Origin of the sequence: Deinococcus misasensis DSM 22328, from assembly GCF_000745915.1 — a bacterium.
GTDB lineage: Bacteria > Deinococcota > Deinococci > Deinococcales > Deinococcaceae > Deinococcus_C > Deinococcus_C misasensis.
On record NZ_JQKG01000073.1, the window covers coordinates 1 to 13,734 of the forward strand.

The 13,734-nt window shown below is 56.4% G+C and carries 12 protein-coding genes; 7 read left to right on the forward strand and 5 right to left on the reverse strand.

Annotated elements, in window-relative coordinates:
* Positions 1-171 precede the first annotated feature (171 nt).
* Positions 172-879 carry a hypothetical protein gene (locus tag Q371_RS22095; RefSeq protein ID WP_034344796.1) on the reverse strand — a complete coding sequence of 236 codons (708 nt, stop codon included), beginning with the start codon at positions 877-879 and terminating at the stop codon, positions 172-174.
* A 293-nt stretch (positions 880-1,172) separates the two neighbouring features.
* On the opposite strand from Q371_RS22095, the gene hemE reads away from it, so the two are divergent.
* From hemE to Q371_RS26220, 4 genes are all read left to right on the forward strand, one after another.
* Positions 1,173-2,246 carry a uroporphyrinogen decarboxylase gene (hemE, locus tag Q371_RS22100; protein ID WP_034344799.1) on the forward strand — a complete coding sequence of 358 codons (1,074 nt, stop codon included), beginning with the start codon at positions 1,173-1,175 and terminating at the stop codon, positions 2,244-2,246.
* Positions 2,243-3,187: a ferrochelatase gene (gene hemH, locus Q371_RS22105; RefSeq protein WP_034344802.1), complete on the forward strand. Its 945-nt coding sequence runs from the start codon at positions 2,243-2,245 to the stop codon at positions 3,185-3,187. The genes hemE and hemH overlap by 4 nt, the downstream gene beginning before the upstream one ends.
* Positions 3,184-4,527 (forward strand): protoporphyrinogen oxidase, encoded by a 1,344-nt coding sequence (gene hemG / locus Q371_RS22110; RefSeq protein ID WP_034344805.1) that lies wholly within the window; start codon positions 3,184-3,186, stop codon positions 4,525-4,527. The genes hemH and hemG overlap by 4 nt, the downstream gene beginning before the upstream one ends.
* A 166-nt stretch (positions 4,528-4,693) precedes the next feature.
* Positions 4,694-6,244 (forward strand): ATP-binding protein, encoded by a 1,551-nt coding sequence (locus Q371_RS26220; protein WP_051965060.1) that lies wholly within the window; start codon positions 4,694-4,696, stop codon positions 6,242-6,244.
* Here Q371_RS26220 and fdhD read toward each other — a convergent pair.
* Positions 6,232-7,044: a formate dehydrogenase accessory sulfurtransferase FdhD gene (gene fdhD, locus Q371_RS22120; RefSeq protein ID WP_034344819.1), complete on the reverse strand. Its 813-nt coding sequence runs from the start codon at positions 7,042-7,044 to the stop codon at positions 6,232-6,234. The two genes, Q371_RS26220 and fdhD, sit on opposite strands and share 13 nt — an antisense overlap.
* Complete coding sequence (locus Q371_RS22125; RefSeq protein WP_034344808.1) at positions 7,037-9,256, reverse strand: FdhF/YdeP family oxidoreductase; 2,220 nt, start codon at positions 9,254-9,256, stop codon at positions 7,037-7,039. Before Q371_RS22125 ends, fdhD begins: the two co-directional genes overlap by 8 nt.
* A gap of 315 nt (positions 9,257-9,571) precedes the next feature.
* Between Q371_RS22125 and Q371_RS22130 the strand changes: the two genes are divergently transcribed.
* A complete protein-coding gene (locus Q371_RS22130) occupies positions 9,572-10,243 on the forward strand; it encodes a hypothetical protein (protein ID WP_034344811.1) in 672 nt (223 codons plus the stop codon).
* On the opposite strand, the gene Q371_RS22135 is transcribed toward Q371_RS22130, so the two are convergent.
* The gene (locus Q371_RS22135) at positions 10,218-11,099 is read right to left on the reverse strand and encodes a S41 family peptidase (RefSeq protein ID WP_051965065.1); all 882 of its coding nucleotides are present in this window, start codon (positions 11,097-11,099) and stop codon (positions 10,218-10,220) included. The two genes, Q371_RS22130 and Q371_RS22135, sit on opposite strands and share 26 nt — an antisense overlap.
* Before the next feature lie 30 nt (positions 11,100-11,129).
* Here Q371_RS22135 and Q371_RS26225 point away from each other — a divergent pair, with 30 nt between their 5' ends.
* Positions 11,130-11,783 (forward strand): transcriptional regulator, encoded by a 654-nt coding sequence (locus Q371_RS26225; protein ID WP_051965066.1) that lies wholly within the window; start codon positions 11,130-11,132, stop codon positions 11,781-11,783.
* Positions 11,784-11,802: 19 nt separating this feature from the next.
* Here Q371_RS26225 and Q371_RS22145 read toward each other — a convergent pair whose 3' ends face one another.
* The gene (locus Q371_RS22145) at positions 11,803-13,002 is read right to left on the reverse strand and encodes an ROK family protein (protein WP_034344814.1); all 1,200 of its coding nucleotides are present in this window, start codon (positions 13,000-13,002) and stop codon (positions 11,803-11,805) included.
* A 249-nt stretch (positions 13,003-13,251) separates the two neighbouring features.
* Here Q371_RS22145 and Q371_RS22150 point away from each other — a divergent pair.
* Positions 13,252-13,734 (forward strand): extracellular solute-binding protein (locus tag Q371_RS22150; RefSeq protein WP_034344828.1); only part of this gene is annotated, 483 nt, incomplete at its 3' end.

Below are 13,734 nucleotides of genomic sequence, written 5' to 3' on the forward strand. Positions count from 1 at the left end.
GCAGGTTTGATGTTTTTGCAGGAGGCGTCAAAGGGTTTGGTTTCTTGCCAGCCATAGCTCTGGGCGATTTCTCGCACCAGGGCACTTTCGTTGGTGTAATCTTTGGCTGCTGCGGAAGCAGTGCAAGCAAGCATCAGGATCAGAATTTTTTTCATTTTTTTCCTTTGAGGGTCAGCAGGTATACCAATCGGTCAGTTTGTTGTCTGTGACATCGCCGGGTTTGGCAGGTTGTCTGCTGTCGCTTTCTCCTCCGGTTTTCTTGACTGTTCCGTTGGAATAAGTGGCCCATTGGTAAAATTTGGTGTATCTCTCCAGAGTGACGGTCTGGTATTTGGCGCAAGTGTAGTACGTTTTGGAATAGGTCATTCCAGCCTGTACTTTGATGCTGCCTCCACCTGAAGCTTTGATCATTCTGATGTCTCCATCAAGAGTGATTTGGAGATTGTACTCACCTGCAACCGTGAGGGTGATTTGATGAGGGCCAATTTTACGCTGAAAAATGGGAGAAACTTTCCTCTGAACGAAGCTGTGGTCTGGCTTCCATTCCGTTTTGATGACCTTCAAGTCACCTGCTTGTGTTTGTACCTGATTTTCTTGCAGAAGTGCAGGGTTAAAGCGAACAGGTCCCGGTGCTTCTGCCAGAGCAGACATGTCTTTGAGATGCTCTGGATCACTGATGGTTTCAGACACCAGTTTCATTTTTCCAGTGAAGTCTGGGCGTACAGTTCGGCTGGAGGGATCCAGCAACAGCACTTCAATACCGGGTTCTTTTTGCAGGACCTCAGGTGTTTGGGAAGAAGTCTGGGTAGGAACTTGGACGCTGCTGCAACTGGCCAGAGCAAGCATCAAGGCGGGCAAAAGAATGGATTTTGTGTTCATGGTTCTCCTATGGGTTCATTCAAATGAGGACAAAAGACCTCTGTCTGGAACAGAACCCCGTCCAATTCCTGAACGGTTCCTGTCAGGGTTCTTTCTCTCCTGAACACAGGAAACCATGAATGGGGTTACCAACAGGTTACCGACCCCAGAGCCACGGGTTGTGCCCCAGAGCGTAGTCGGGGTTGCACTCAAGGGACGTTTGTCGCGTGGACTTCTCACCCACCCCTCGAATACAATTTTTGTATAAGTGAACAAAAGTGACCGTTCGGTAACTTTTGATTTTGAGGAGCCCCATGGCAACCAATGCAAACGAACACCCCCTGAAAAACAGCCGCTTCCTGAAAGCTTTGCGCAGAGAAGCCGTCGATGCCACCCCGGTGTGGTTCATGCGTCAGGCCGGACGCTACATGCCCGAGTACCGCGAACTCCGCAGCAAAACCACCATGCTCGGGGCCATACAGGATCCCGACATGGCCACCGAAATCACCTTGCAGCCCATCAATGCGTTCAATCTGGATGCTGCGATCCTGTTCAATGACATCCTGCCCCCCCTGATGGGCATGGGCCTGAGTCTGGACTTTCAAGGTGGTGTGGGTCCCGTGATCCACAACCCCATCATGAGCACCAGAGATGTGGACCGTCTGGCTACCCCTCCCACCCGTGAAACCATGGGCTACACCTTCAAGGCCATTGAGCAACTGGCTGCCGAACTGACCCCCAGAGGCATCCCTTTGATTGGCTTTGTGGGCAGTCCTTTCACGCTGGCCAGTTACGCCATTGAGGGGGGAGGCAGCAAAAACTACGAGCGCACCAAGGGCCTGATGTATTCCGAGCCCGCCGCATGGAAACGCCTGATGACCAAGTTCGAGGTGATCCTTTCCGATTACCTGCAAGAACAGGCCAAAGCTGGAGCCAGTGCCCTGCAAATCTTCGATTCATGGGCAGGGGCACTCAGCCCTTCGGACTACTTGCGTTTCGTGTATCCCTACACCAAAAACGTCATTCAGAATGCCAAGAAATCCGGTGTGCCGGTGATTTACTTCGCCACCGGAACCTCCACCATGCTGCCCCAGATTGCCAGCATGGGCAGCGATGTGGTCGGCGTGGATTGGCGTCTGTCCCTGAACGATGCATGGGCGCAATTGCAACCCGAGCAGGCCATTCAGGGGAACCTCGATCCCTTGCTTCTCAAAGCCCCGTGGCGTGAACTGTCCTTCCAGACCGACCGTGTGCTGCAAGAAGCCGCAGGCCGTCCCGGTCACATCTTCAACCTCGGGCACGGCATCCTGCCCGGAACCCCCGTGGACAACGTGGCCCGCCTTGCCGATTACGTCCACGAGAAAACCCAGAGCGGAGTGCTGGTATGACCGAAAAACCTGTGATTGGCGTGCTGTACATGGCCTACGGTGGCCCTGAGTCCCTTGAAGACCTGCCCGGTTACCTTAGTGACATCCGCTCTGGACGCACCACCAACACCGCTGTCCTGGAGGAAATCACCCACAACTACGCTTCCATTGGTGGAAAAAGCCCGATTCTGGGCATCACCAGAGCGCAGGTGGAAGAAGCCACCCAGTTGCTGAACCAGAATGGATCTGGCATTCAGTACAAAGCCTACATCGGCATGCGCCACTGGTCCCCATGGATTGAAGAAACCGTGCGCGACATGCTGAATGACGGCATCCAGAAAGCCGTGGCGGTGGTGCTCGCTCCGCACTACAGCACCATGTCGGTGGCCAAATACCACCAGAAAGTCAAAGCCGGACTGGACATGTTCCACGGCCACATCGACTTTGAATTCATCGACAGTTACCACGATGCGCCCAAATACATTCAGGCCATGGTGAACCGCGTCAAGGAAGGCATCGCCCAGTTCCCTGAAGGGGAAGATGTGCACGTGATCCTGAGCGCCCACAGCCTGCCAGAACGCATCCTCAAAATGGGTGACCCCTATCAGGACCAGTTGTGGGAAAGTGCCCGCCTGATCGCTCAGGGGGCAGGGCTCCGTGACGACCAGTGGAGCTGGTCTTACCAGTCTGCCGGACGCAGCCCCGAACCGTGGCTCGGGCCACAACTTGAAGACCATGTGGTGGACCTGAACGAAAAAGGGGTGAAGAACGTGGTCAGCGTGGTGATCGGCTTTGTCAGCGACCACGTGGAAATCCTGTACGACATCGACATCAAAACCCAGGAGGTCGCGCAGGAACTCGGGATGAAACTGGTCCGTCCACCCTCCCTGAACACCGACCCCCTTTACATGGAAACCCTTGCGGAACTGGTTCAGGAGAAGGCCAAGGTTCTGCTGCAATGAAACCCGTGGTGATTGTGGGCGGAGGGATCGCTGGTCTCTCCGCCGCATGGGAACTCTTCCTGAAAGGGGTTCCCTTTTTGCTGCTGGAAGAATCGGGCAGGTTGGGAGGCAAAATCACCACTGCCCGCTTCCGGGGTTTTCTGATTGAGGGGGCTGCAGATGCCTTCATCACCCAGAAACCCTACGCGGAACAACTGGCCCGAGAACTCGGGATGGACGATGAACTGATCACCACCCTCCCCGAGAACAAGAAAACCTACCTTCTCAGGGAAGGCGAACTGCACCGGATTCCCCCGAGCTTCAAACTGATTGCTCCCCTCAATGATGAGGAGTTTCTGGCCTCGGGTTTGCTTTCTGACGAAGGCAAGCAGCGTTTGCTGCAAGAACAGTTCATAGCGCCCAGAACCGAAACCGGAGATGAAAGTCTGGCTTCTTTTGTCACGCGCCGTTTCGGGCCGGAAGCCACCACCACCATTGCAGAACCCATGCTGGGCGGAATTTACGTGTCCAACCCCGAGAAACTCAGCATGCAGGCGGCTTTCCCTCAGTACCTCAAAATGGAACAGGAATACGGCAGCGTGATCAAAGGGGTGCGTGAAAACGCGAAGAAAAACCCCCAGACCCGCCCGATTTTCTACTCCCTGAAAAACGGCATGGGCAGCCTGATCGAACGCCTGTACACCGAACTGCACGAACACGTGCGGCTCGGGGCCAACGTGGTGAAAATCACTCGGGACCACAAAATCCACCTTGAAGACGGCGAGGTGATCGAGGCCAGCAAAATCCTGATTGCCACACCAGCCTCCACCACAAAAAGCTTCATTGAACAGGACTTTCAGGACACCTTTGAACGCATGGGAGAACTGGAAACCAACAGCTCTGCGGTGGCGGTGTTTGGGTTCAATCGGGACCAGATTGAATTTGACACCTCGACCTACGGGTTCATTGTCTCGGGCTTTGAGCAGACCCCTCTTCTGGCCTGCACCCTGCACTCCAGCAAATTTGAAGGCCGTGCGCCAGAGAAGCAGGTGCTCTTGAGGGCTTATGTGGGAGGCCACCGCAACCCCCACATCCCCGAGATGCACAGCCCGGAAATTGCAGAAATCGGCCTGAATGCCTTGAAGCCCATTCTGGGGATTCAGGGGAGTCCACAGTTCTGGCGGGTTTACAACTGGCTGGAGAACAACCCGATGTACAAAGTCGGACACCTTGAAAGGGTCAGAGGCATCCAGAACAGCTTGCCAGAGACCATCAAACTGATTGGCAGCAGTTATGGAGGGGTCGGAATCCCCGACTGCATCCGCTACGCCCGCGAGATGGCCAAGCAAATGGTGTCCTGAATTTTTGGGATGCTCTTGAACCTCCTTTGGAATGGGGAGGTTTTTTGTTTGGGTCATCCTGCTTCAAAATTGTAATCAACTTCAACATTCTTCAGCTGCATTCCAGCTTGGTTCGCTACACTTTTTCAAAGGATGTGCCCCCCTGCTTCCTTCCCAGAGAACCCCGATGCATGACCCAGAGATGATTGACGCCTTGCCTGAATTTTCATTGGACAGCCTGTTTCAACTTCACCCCCTGCACATGTGGTTGGTGGATGCCCTTACCTTGGACATCCTCAAAGGCAATCAGGCTGCTTCGCTGGCGTACGGGCATGCTCTGGAAGAGTGGCCCAGAATGAACCTGCTGGATTTGTGCGTCAGTGAACGCCTGCCGTTGCTGGAGGTGTTTCGGCAGCAGCCCGCTTCGGCAGGTGGAAAAGAGTTTGTGTTCTTGCGCAAAGACCAGAGTGCCGTGACCGTGGACCTTTCGTGGCAGGTGTTCAAGAATGGTCAAATTCTGATTTTTGCCCGTCCAGTGGTCAAAGATCCCCTGCATGTACTTTCGCCTCTGGAACGCATGACCGAACTCTCCCGCATGATCCGCGCCGAGCATGGTCTGGAAGCCTTGCAAAGCCTGACCCAAGAGGTCAAACAGCGCATGCATGAAGCCTTGCAGGCTGCCGAAGTGGGCATCTGGGAGTGGGACCTCATCTCTGGAAAAGTGATGTGGGACCAGCAAACCGCGGACCTGATGGGCATTGCTCTGGAAGCCTTTGATGGCACCATTGAGGGGTTCAACGTGCTGGTCCATCCAGAGGATGTGGATGCCGTGGGTGAAGCTCTGGAGCGCTCCAAGCAAGCGCACCTTCCGTTTGAAAAACCTTTCCGGGTCAACGGTCAGGATGGTCGGGAACGGTGGTTGCTGTCCAGAGGCCGTTACGAGTACACCCCTGAAGGGATGCCCTACCGGGTGACTGGCGTGATTCTGGACATCACTGCCCGCATGCAGGCTGAACATGCCCTGAGGGACAGCGAAAAACGCCTGCGTGAACTCAGCGAGTCACAGAAGCGCTTCATTGCCGATGCTGCCCACGAACTGCGCACCCCCCTGACGGCCATTCAGGGCAACCTCGACATTTTCATGCGTTACCCCAACATCCCCGAAGATGAAAAACTGGACATCCTTTCTGATGTGCAACGCGAAGCCACCCGCCTCGGGCGTCTGGTGAACGACATGCTGCAACTCGCCCGAGGAGACAGTGGGGCCACCCTGCGCGAAGAAGAAGTGCAACTCAGCCGTCTGGTGATGGAAATCTGGCGCGATCTGGGCCGGGTGGTGCCCCTCCACCACATGGTTCTGGAAGAGGTGGAAGAGGTGTCCCTGATGGGAGACGCAGACCGCCTGAAGCAACTGCTCTGGATCCTCATCGAGAACAGCCTGAAATACACCCCCGAGGGGGGCACCATCTCGGTGTCGGTGGTGCAAAAAGACCGCTGTGCAGAGTTGCGGGTTTCAGACACCGGGCATGGCATCTCTGAAGAAGACCTCCCGAGGGTGTTTGAGCGGTTTTACCGTGCAGACCGTTCCAGGCAACGCGGAGAAGACCCCGGTGGAACGGGGCTCGGGCTTCCGATTGCCAAATGGATTGTGGAAGGTCACAAAGGCAAAATCTGGCTGGAAAGTGAACTCGGGAAGGGCACAGTGGCGGTGGTTCAGTTGCCCATTCAGGAACCCTGAATCCTCTCTTTCCCCGAGTACACGTTGAACCCGCCTTCCCTGAGAAACCCGATCAGGGTCAAATTGAAGGCATCTGCCAGTTCTGCGGCCAGCGAACTCGGGGCAGACAGGCCACACAACATGGGAATTCCGGCGGTGATGGTTTTTTGCACCAGTTCAAAGCTGAGCCTGCTGCTGACCAAGAGGGCGTGGTTTGGGGCCGGGAGTTGACCGTCCAGAAAAAGACGGCCCAGCAGTTTGTCCAGAGCGTTGTGCCGACCCACATCTTCCGTGAGGTGTTTCAGATACCCATCTGAATCAAACAGGGCACTGGCATGGATGCCTCCGGTGCTCTGGAAGGTGTGCTGGGCGGCCTGCAGCTGGGGAAGCATGCCCAGAATGTGCTCCGGGGTGAACGTCCAATCGGAGGTCAGAGGCCCACATCTGAGGCCCAGACGTTCAAAGCTGTTTTTTCCGCACACCCCGCATGCGCTGCTGGTGAAAAAGTGCCGTTCCAGACCAGAGAAATCTGGAATGGGGCCTTGCAGGGTGATCCGGAGGGTGTTTTCGGTGGGGATGGCCCCTTCAGGGGTGAAATGGGCCATGCTCTGGATCTGGGCCGGGTGACTCAAAACCCCTTCGCTGAACAGGAAACCTGCGGCCAGAGCCAGATCGTCTCCGGGGGTGCGCATGGTGATTGCCACCGTGCGCACCTCTTTTTTAAAGCAAAGCTGGATTTCCAGAGGTTCCTCAAGGGCCAGCAGGTCTGTGCGTTCAGACCTCTGGCCGTCTCGAAAAGCAGTGAGGGTCCAGTCACGCACGTTTTTCAAGGTAAGCGTATGCCTCTTTGTAAGCTGGAATGCGGGCTCTGGGAGAGTGCTTGTTGGGGTCCAGCAGGACGTTCCCTTCGGGCCAGTGGACCTGCAAGCCTCCGCGTTTGAGGTCGCAGGGGAAAGCGGTCCCGAGCAGTTCTCCGTGGGCATTGTGCACCCGCACCGGATCGCCTTTCTTGAGGCCCAGTTGCTCTGCATCGAAGTGGCTGATCAGGATGGCTTCCCTCGGGGCTTTGTTGACCGGATCGATGTGCTCATGCACCATGCTGTTGAACTGCTTGCCCCGTCGGGTGACCAGAGAGAAGGCCCCTTCAGGCAGGGTGCGCTCTGGAAGGTTCAGGGCTTTGAAGTGGGCTTTGCCATCCGGAGTTGGGCAGGTGCCCCCTCTGCACAGCATGGAACCGCCGTACTGGAAACTGTCTCCCTTGCGTTGCAGCTTTTCGATGCCTGCATACATCGGAATCACTTTCGAGATCTCCTCGCGCAAGGCGCCCATGTGGGAATACGTCAGTTGAGGAGAAAGCTCTGGGCGAACCCTTTTGGCGACCTCCAGAAACACCTGACCTTCCCAGCGGGCTTCTTCAATGCGGGGCCCCTCAATTTCAGGGGAGAAGATCACCCGGCGTTCCGTCGAGGTTTCCGTGACCCCACCGGGAATTTCATAACGGGTGGTGGCAGGCAGGATCAGGACCTCCTCGCCCTCCACCAGCATTTGTGAGGTCAGGAAGATGTCCTGATGGACGCGCAGAGGCACCTTTGACAGCAGGGCCTCCACCCCTTGCGGATCGGGGAGCACCTCCAGAAAGTTTCCGCCGATGCTCCAGAGCACATCCATCCCCTCTGTGAGCATTTCTGGCGCGCTCAGACCGCTCTGCTCTGGGACCTGAAATTGCCATTTCTCGCTGAGGGACGCCCGGTGCTCTGGTGTAAAGGGAAGCCCGCCCGGAAGGGCATTGGTGTACGCGCCCATCTCTGCACCCCCCTGCACCCCCGAGTGGCCACGGATCGGCATCAAACCGCTGCCCTCCTGCCCGAGGAAGCCCCTTGAGAGGGCCAGATTGACCACCGCATGCACGGTGTCTTCACCTCGGGTGTTCTGGGTGACCCCCATGCTCCAGACCAGAATGCCCCGGTGGGCCTTGAACAGGGTCAGGGCAAATTCCAGCATGTCGGTGCGGGTCAGGCCACTTCCCTTCTCGAAATCCTCCCACGGCGTGGAGAGGACTTTCTGTTTGACCTCCTCAAAACCATCTGTGTGGTCCTGAATGAAAGCGTTGTCGAGCCAGTTGTGCTCGATGATGTGCCTCAGGGTGCCACTCAGGAAAGCGATGTCTCCGCCCGGCACCACCTGATAAAAGGTGTCGGTGATGCGTGTGCCAAACAGAGCGCTCTCTGGATCGCTGGGAATCCAATACTTGTCCATGGCCGGTTCACGGTAAGGGTTCACCATGATGATCTTCGTTCCGGCTTTTTTGGCGTAGTAAAGGTATTTCATCATCACGGGCTGATTCACGGCAGGGTTGGACCCCACAAACACAATCACATCCGTTCCGATCAGGTCCTTGTAACTGCAAGTGGTGGCCCCGACCCCGATGGCCTCTTTCAGGGCCACCGTGCTGGGCGAATGGCAGATCCGTGCAGCATTGTCGATGTTGTTGCTGCCCATCGCCCGCACAGCCTTCTGCACCGTGTAATAGGTCTCGTTGGGAATGCCCCGACTGGTCACGTACACCCCCAGTTTCTCGGGTTCCGTGGCGCGAATCCTCACCCCAATGTGGTCCAGAGCATCCTCCCACTGGATTCTGGAGAAGTGGTTTTCCCCTTTGCGACGCAGCATCGGAAAGGGAATCCGCCCGAGTTCACGCAAATCCGCAGAACTTTTTTGTTTGAGGGCCTCGATGTCCTGCAAAACCTCTGGGTTCAGGGCAGGCATGGTGTTGAGCCGCAGAAGCCGCAACCGGATGTTGCACAGGTGCACCCCTTTGATGGTCCAGTCGCGCATCCCGGTGGTGCCCAGAGCGCACCCATCGCACACCCCATCGTTGAGGATTTTGTAGGCGTAATTGAGCTGGTCACGGTTTTCGGAGAAGGCGCGGAACACCTCGTAAAAATTGTTGGGTTTCAGGTGTCCAAGGCCGAAAGGGGAGAGGGACACCCAGTGCCTCGGGTCCCATCCACGGTGTACGGGTTTGAGCGGCATGATGGGAGTATTTTAACGGTTCTGCATGAAGCGAGGGAAAGTGGTTTGTAGATGATCCGGAAACATCGATGCCGAGGGGAAAAAGAAAAGCCGAGGGCCGAGAGCCGAGGGCAAAAAAGGCTTTGGCATTGGCTTGGAAGGCGCAGCACGCCGTCTTGTGCAGAACAGTTCACCGCAAGTTGGTGAACTTGCACGCTGCGCCCCTACAATTCCCCTTGACCATCTCTGCCAAGACTTGCAGGATGCTCTCGGCTCTCGGCTCTCGGCTCTCGGCTCTCGGCTCTCGGCTCTCGGCAAAGGGCATATAATCCCCCCATGACCCTCCTGAGCATTGACTGGGATTATTACTCGGGCATGATCGAGCATGTGTTTGACAGCCCTTTCTGGGGCACGCCCGATCTGGAGTTTCATCGGGAAAAGCGCTGGCATGAATTGGCCCAGAAACGCCATCCAGAGGGGAATCTGGAGGTGTTGAAAGAGGATTTCCCCTTGTATGGGGATCCTTTCGAGTTGCTTCAGTATCAGGGGAAGCCCGTTGCGGTGGCCCTCAGCCATGATTGCGCTTTCGAGTGGGTCTCGGGTTTTGCGCCAGACCGTGTGGTGAATGTGGATTCCCACCACGACCTGTTTTCCCAGAGCGGCGATCCTGCTCTGGTGCGTCCGGGCAACTGGGCTGGATTGGGTTTGAAAGCTGGAAAAATGCTGGATTACACGTGCATTTATCCAGCGTGGCATCAGGACGTGCGTGTGACCGAGGGTTTTGATCTGGACCGCACAAGGGCAGAAATTCAGCCCCATTTTGCTCCAGAGGTTCTCGGGAAAATCCAGTTGCTCAGGGGTGCTCCGCTGCCTTCACCTGAAGAAGTGCAGGCGGTGCTGCTGGTGCAGTCTCCCGCCTGGACCAATCCGGTGTACGATCCGGTGTTTTTTGAACTGCTGGACAGACTGAATGCCCGTCCGATCACTGCACCCCTCTGGCGGTTTTGACTTTCAGGTGCTCCAGAGCCACGGTGAGCGCTTCATCGGCAGGGACGGCAAGGTCAGGTTGAACCCCGGTTCTTTCCCAGTGTCCTCCGGTGTAGGGACTGATGGGATGCCCTGAGGGAATGAATGCCCCCACTTTTTCGTTCAGTGAGATGATGTCCACGGTGTGGGCTGCCCCTGCAGTGGTTTCGCCAATCAATGTGGCCCGTCCAGCAGCCTGCAGGTTGTAGGCGCACTCCTCGGCAGCAGAGGCGGTTCTCTGGCTGGTCAGGACCACCACGGGTTTTTCAAGGTCGCGGTAAGGGATGTCCTGCAAGGTGTGGGTTTTGCTCTGCTCGGGGGTGTTGCGGCGGTAAAAGCTTTGCAGGTGCAGGTCAGGCTCCAGCAGGAAACTGCACAGGTAAGTCACGGTTTCCCCGCTTCCCCCACCATTTTTGCGAAGGTCCACAATCAAAGCTCTGGCCGGTTTCACCAGAGCCATCGCAGCATCCAGTAGGGGCCGGGCTTGTTCCAGACCCGAGAAAGCGTTCAATTCCAGCAGTGCAATGCCCTGTTCCAGATGCTCCACTCTCTGGACCCCTGCATGAACGGCTGGTTCAGGCACATTTTGAGTCACCTGTGCAAACACACGCAGGTGTTTGTCAGGAACAAGGGTTCTCAGGCGCTGGGTCAGGGATGTGCACCATTCGGTGGCAGGGGAGGCTGTTTCAGGTTCCAAAAGGGACCACTCTTGCAGGGTATCAAAGAGCAATTGGCCGGTTTCAGGGTAGACGTACTGGTCCCGGAATTGGACCGAGAGTTCAGACAGGGTTTGCAGGCGTTCCGCTCTGGAAAGGGTTTCGGTGATGAGGCTTGGCATGAAACCAGTTTGGGCATTATGCTACTTCAAATGGAAGGAATGGTTTTGAACCAACCCTACAAGCAGGTCCATCGACCGGATGCGGCTGCATTTCTGGCGCAACCTGCGTCTGTTCGGTACATCAAGCCTTTTCTGGGCCGGGAGTGTTCGGTCAAAGAAGCGGCCCGGGAACTGAACATCAGCATGAGCGGAATGATGTACTGGCTGGAAAAAATGCTGGCTCTGGAACTCATCGAGGTGACCCGCATCGAAGAACGGCGTGGCCGCCCGATCAAGCATTACCGTGCAGTTGCCGAAGAATTTTTTGTGCCTTTTGCCCTCACCCGAGCAGGCACCCATGACGAAATGCTCCACGAGTGGGAAAAACCCCAGCATGATGCCCTCATGAAAGGCATTGCAAAGGCCAGAGAGGCCCACATGGCCCAGTGGGGGATCCTGCACAGCCGTCAGGAAAGTGGGGTTTTGCGTTCGGTGTTCACGGCTCTGGATGGTCATCAGGAGGTTTCTCCCTCTGGACCTCCGGTGCTCAGTGGCTGGATCACGGCCCACCTGACCCCTGAACAGGCCAAAGTGTTTCAGCAGCGCATGATGGACATCCTCAGGGACATGACCCTGCTCGGGGAAGCAGGGGAGGGGGATCCTTATGTGATGCACGTCGGTCTTGCGCCGCGTCCAGAGCACTGAACAGTCCCTGAACGTTCTTTCAATCCTGCCCGAGGTAAGACAGCATCGAGTAGGCCAGACTGCCCATCAGGCCTGCGTTGTCGCCCAGACGGGTGTAGTCCACGATCAGTTTGCGGGTGGCGAGGGGCATGGCCCTTCCGTAAACGCTTTGACGAATACCTGCGAGCATCAAAGGACCGATGTGGGCAAGCTCTCCGCCGATCAGGATGTGCGAGGGGCACAGTACATTGGTCAATCCGGCCAGCACCTGCCCGATTTTCAGACCTGCAGCCTGAATGATGGCGTTTGCAGCACTGTCCCCTTCACTGGCGGCCTGTGAAACATCGGTGACGGTCAGTTGATCGCGCTCTTTGAGGATGTGGGCAAAAAATTCACTCTGGCCCCTTTGTCCGGCCTCGGTGGCAGAGCGCAGGATGGCCCGTGCCCCGGCCATCACCTCCAGACATCCGGTCTGGCCGCAATTGCAGCGGGGTCCCTCGGGGTCCAGAGGGATGTGCCCGATTTCTCCGGCCCCACCAAAAGCACCCCGGTAAATGTTCCCTGCAATCACAATTCCGGCCCCGATTCCCGTAGAGAGTTTCAGCACCATGAAGCTCTCGAATTTTTCCCCTTCGCTGGTGCGTCTGGCGTTCCAGAGTTCCCCGAGGGCCATCAGGTTGGTGTCGTTGTCCACGTAAACCGGAACCGGAACCGCAAGGCGGTGCACAAAGTATTCCTGAATGGAGAAGCCTTCCCAGTTGGGCATCACTGGAGGGCTGACCAGCAATCCGGTGCCCCGTTCGATGGGGCTCGGGACGCCCATGGCCAGACTGATCAAGCGCTCGGGTTTGATGCTGTGTTGTTTGAGGAGGTCATCGATCAGGCGGGCCACCGTGGCCATCACCACCCCGGCACCGGCTCGGGTTTCGATGGGATGGGACAGCATGCCCACGATGTTCAGTGAGGTGTCTGCCAGAGCGATTTTGACTTCGCTGACCCCCAGATCAATGCCAATCAGGTACCCCAGACCCGGATTGAGGGAGTACAGGTTGGCTTTGCGGCCTCCGCTGGATTCCTGTTGTCCGATGTCCACAATCCAGCCCCCTGAGGCGAGGTCTTCGAGGACCTGCCCCACTTTGCTTCTGGAAAGGTGCGTGTGAGCGGCAAGGTGTTGCTTGCTCAACGGACCGTACCAGAGCAGGGTCTGCAAAACTTTTTGTTCTTCGTCCGAGAGCTTCATACGGTTTCTGCGATTCCACTCTAGGGTATACACCAATGTTCCCTCCCGATACGTCAAACTTTTGCTGGAAATGTCAAAAGTATAGCAGATCTGGTGTCAGGAATCGCAAAAGTTGCGATCAAAATCCGCATTCTTTTGGTTTGATTTATCAAGTTTGTCTTTCTAAAGTGGGATTAGCCCAAAACACAATTTGCCTGACTGCGAAAGTGGTCTGTTTTGCTGGCTTGGATGGAAAGGAAAGGGGAAAAAATGTCGAAAAAGTCTATCATCTGGATGCTGAGTGCCGCTCTTGCCGCAGGGATTGGTACCGCTCAAGCTGAAGGAGTCACCCTGACGATTGCGTGTGGTGCAGTCGGACAGGAACTGGAAATGTGCAAAAGCGGGGTGGCCGCATGGGCCAAGAAGACCGGAAACACCGTCAAAGTCTTCGAAAGCCCCAACCTCACCAACGACCGCCTCGCCCTCTACCAGCAACAACTCGCTGCCAAGAGCGACACCATCGACGTCTACCAGATTGACGTGGTCTGGCCCGGCATCCTCTACCAGCACTTCGTCGACCTGAAAGGCAAAGTGCCCGCCGGTGAAGTCGACGACCACTTCCCCGCCATCATCGAAGCCAACACCGTCGGCAACAAACTGGTGGCCCTCCCCTGGTTCACCGACGCAGGCCTGCTGTACTACCGCACCGACCTGCTGCAAAAATACGGCTACAAGAGCGCCCCCAAAACCTGG

Coding starts and splice junctions, on each gene's coding strand:
- Q371_RS26220 (WP_051965060.1), top strand. CDS start 4,694: ATGCATGACCCAGAGATGATTGACGCCTTGCCTGAATTTTCATTGGAC.
- Q371_RS22130 (WP_034344811.1), top strand. CDS start 9,572: ATGACCCTCCTGAGCATTGACTGGGATTATTACTCGGGCATGATCGAG.
- Q371_RS22095 (WP_034344796.1), bottom strand. CDS start 879: ATGAACACAAAATCCATTCTTTTGCCCGCCTTGATGCTTGCTCTGGCC.
- Q371_RS26225 (WP_051965066.1), top strand. CDS start 11,130: ATGGAAGGAATGGTTTTGAACCAACCCTACAAGCAGGTCCATCGACCG.
- Q371_RS22125 (WP_034344808.1), bottom strand. CDS start 9,256: ATGCCGCTCAAACCCGTACACCGTGGATGGGACCCGAGGCACTGGGTG.
- Q371_RS22135 (WP_051965065.1), bottom strand. CDS start 11,099: ATGCCAAGCCTCATCACCGAAACCCTTTCCAGAGCGGAACGCCTGCAA.
- hemH (WP_034344802.1), top strand. CDS start 2,243: ATGACCGAAAAACCTGTGATTGGCGTGCTGTACATGGCCTACGGTGGC.
- hemG (WP_034344805.1), top strand. CDS start 3,184: ATGAAACCCGTGGTGATTGTGGGCGGAGGGATCGCTGGTCTCTCCGCC.
- Q371_RS22145 (WP_034344814.1), bottom strand. CDS start 13,002: ATGAAGCTCTCGGACGAAGAACAAAAAGTTTTGCAGACCCTGCTCTGG.
- hemE (WP_034344799.1), top strand. CDS start 1,173: ATGGCAACCAATGCAAACGAACACCCCCTGAAAAACAGCCGCTTCCTG.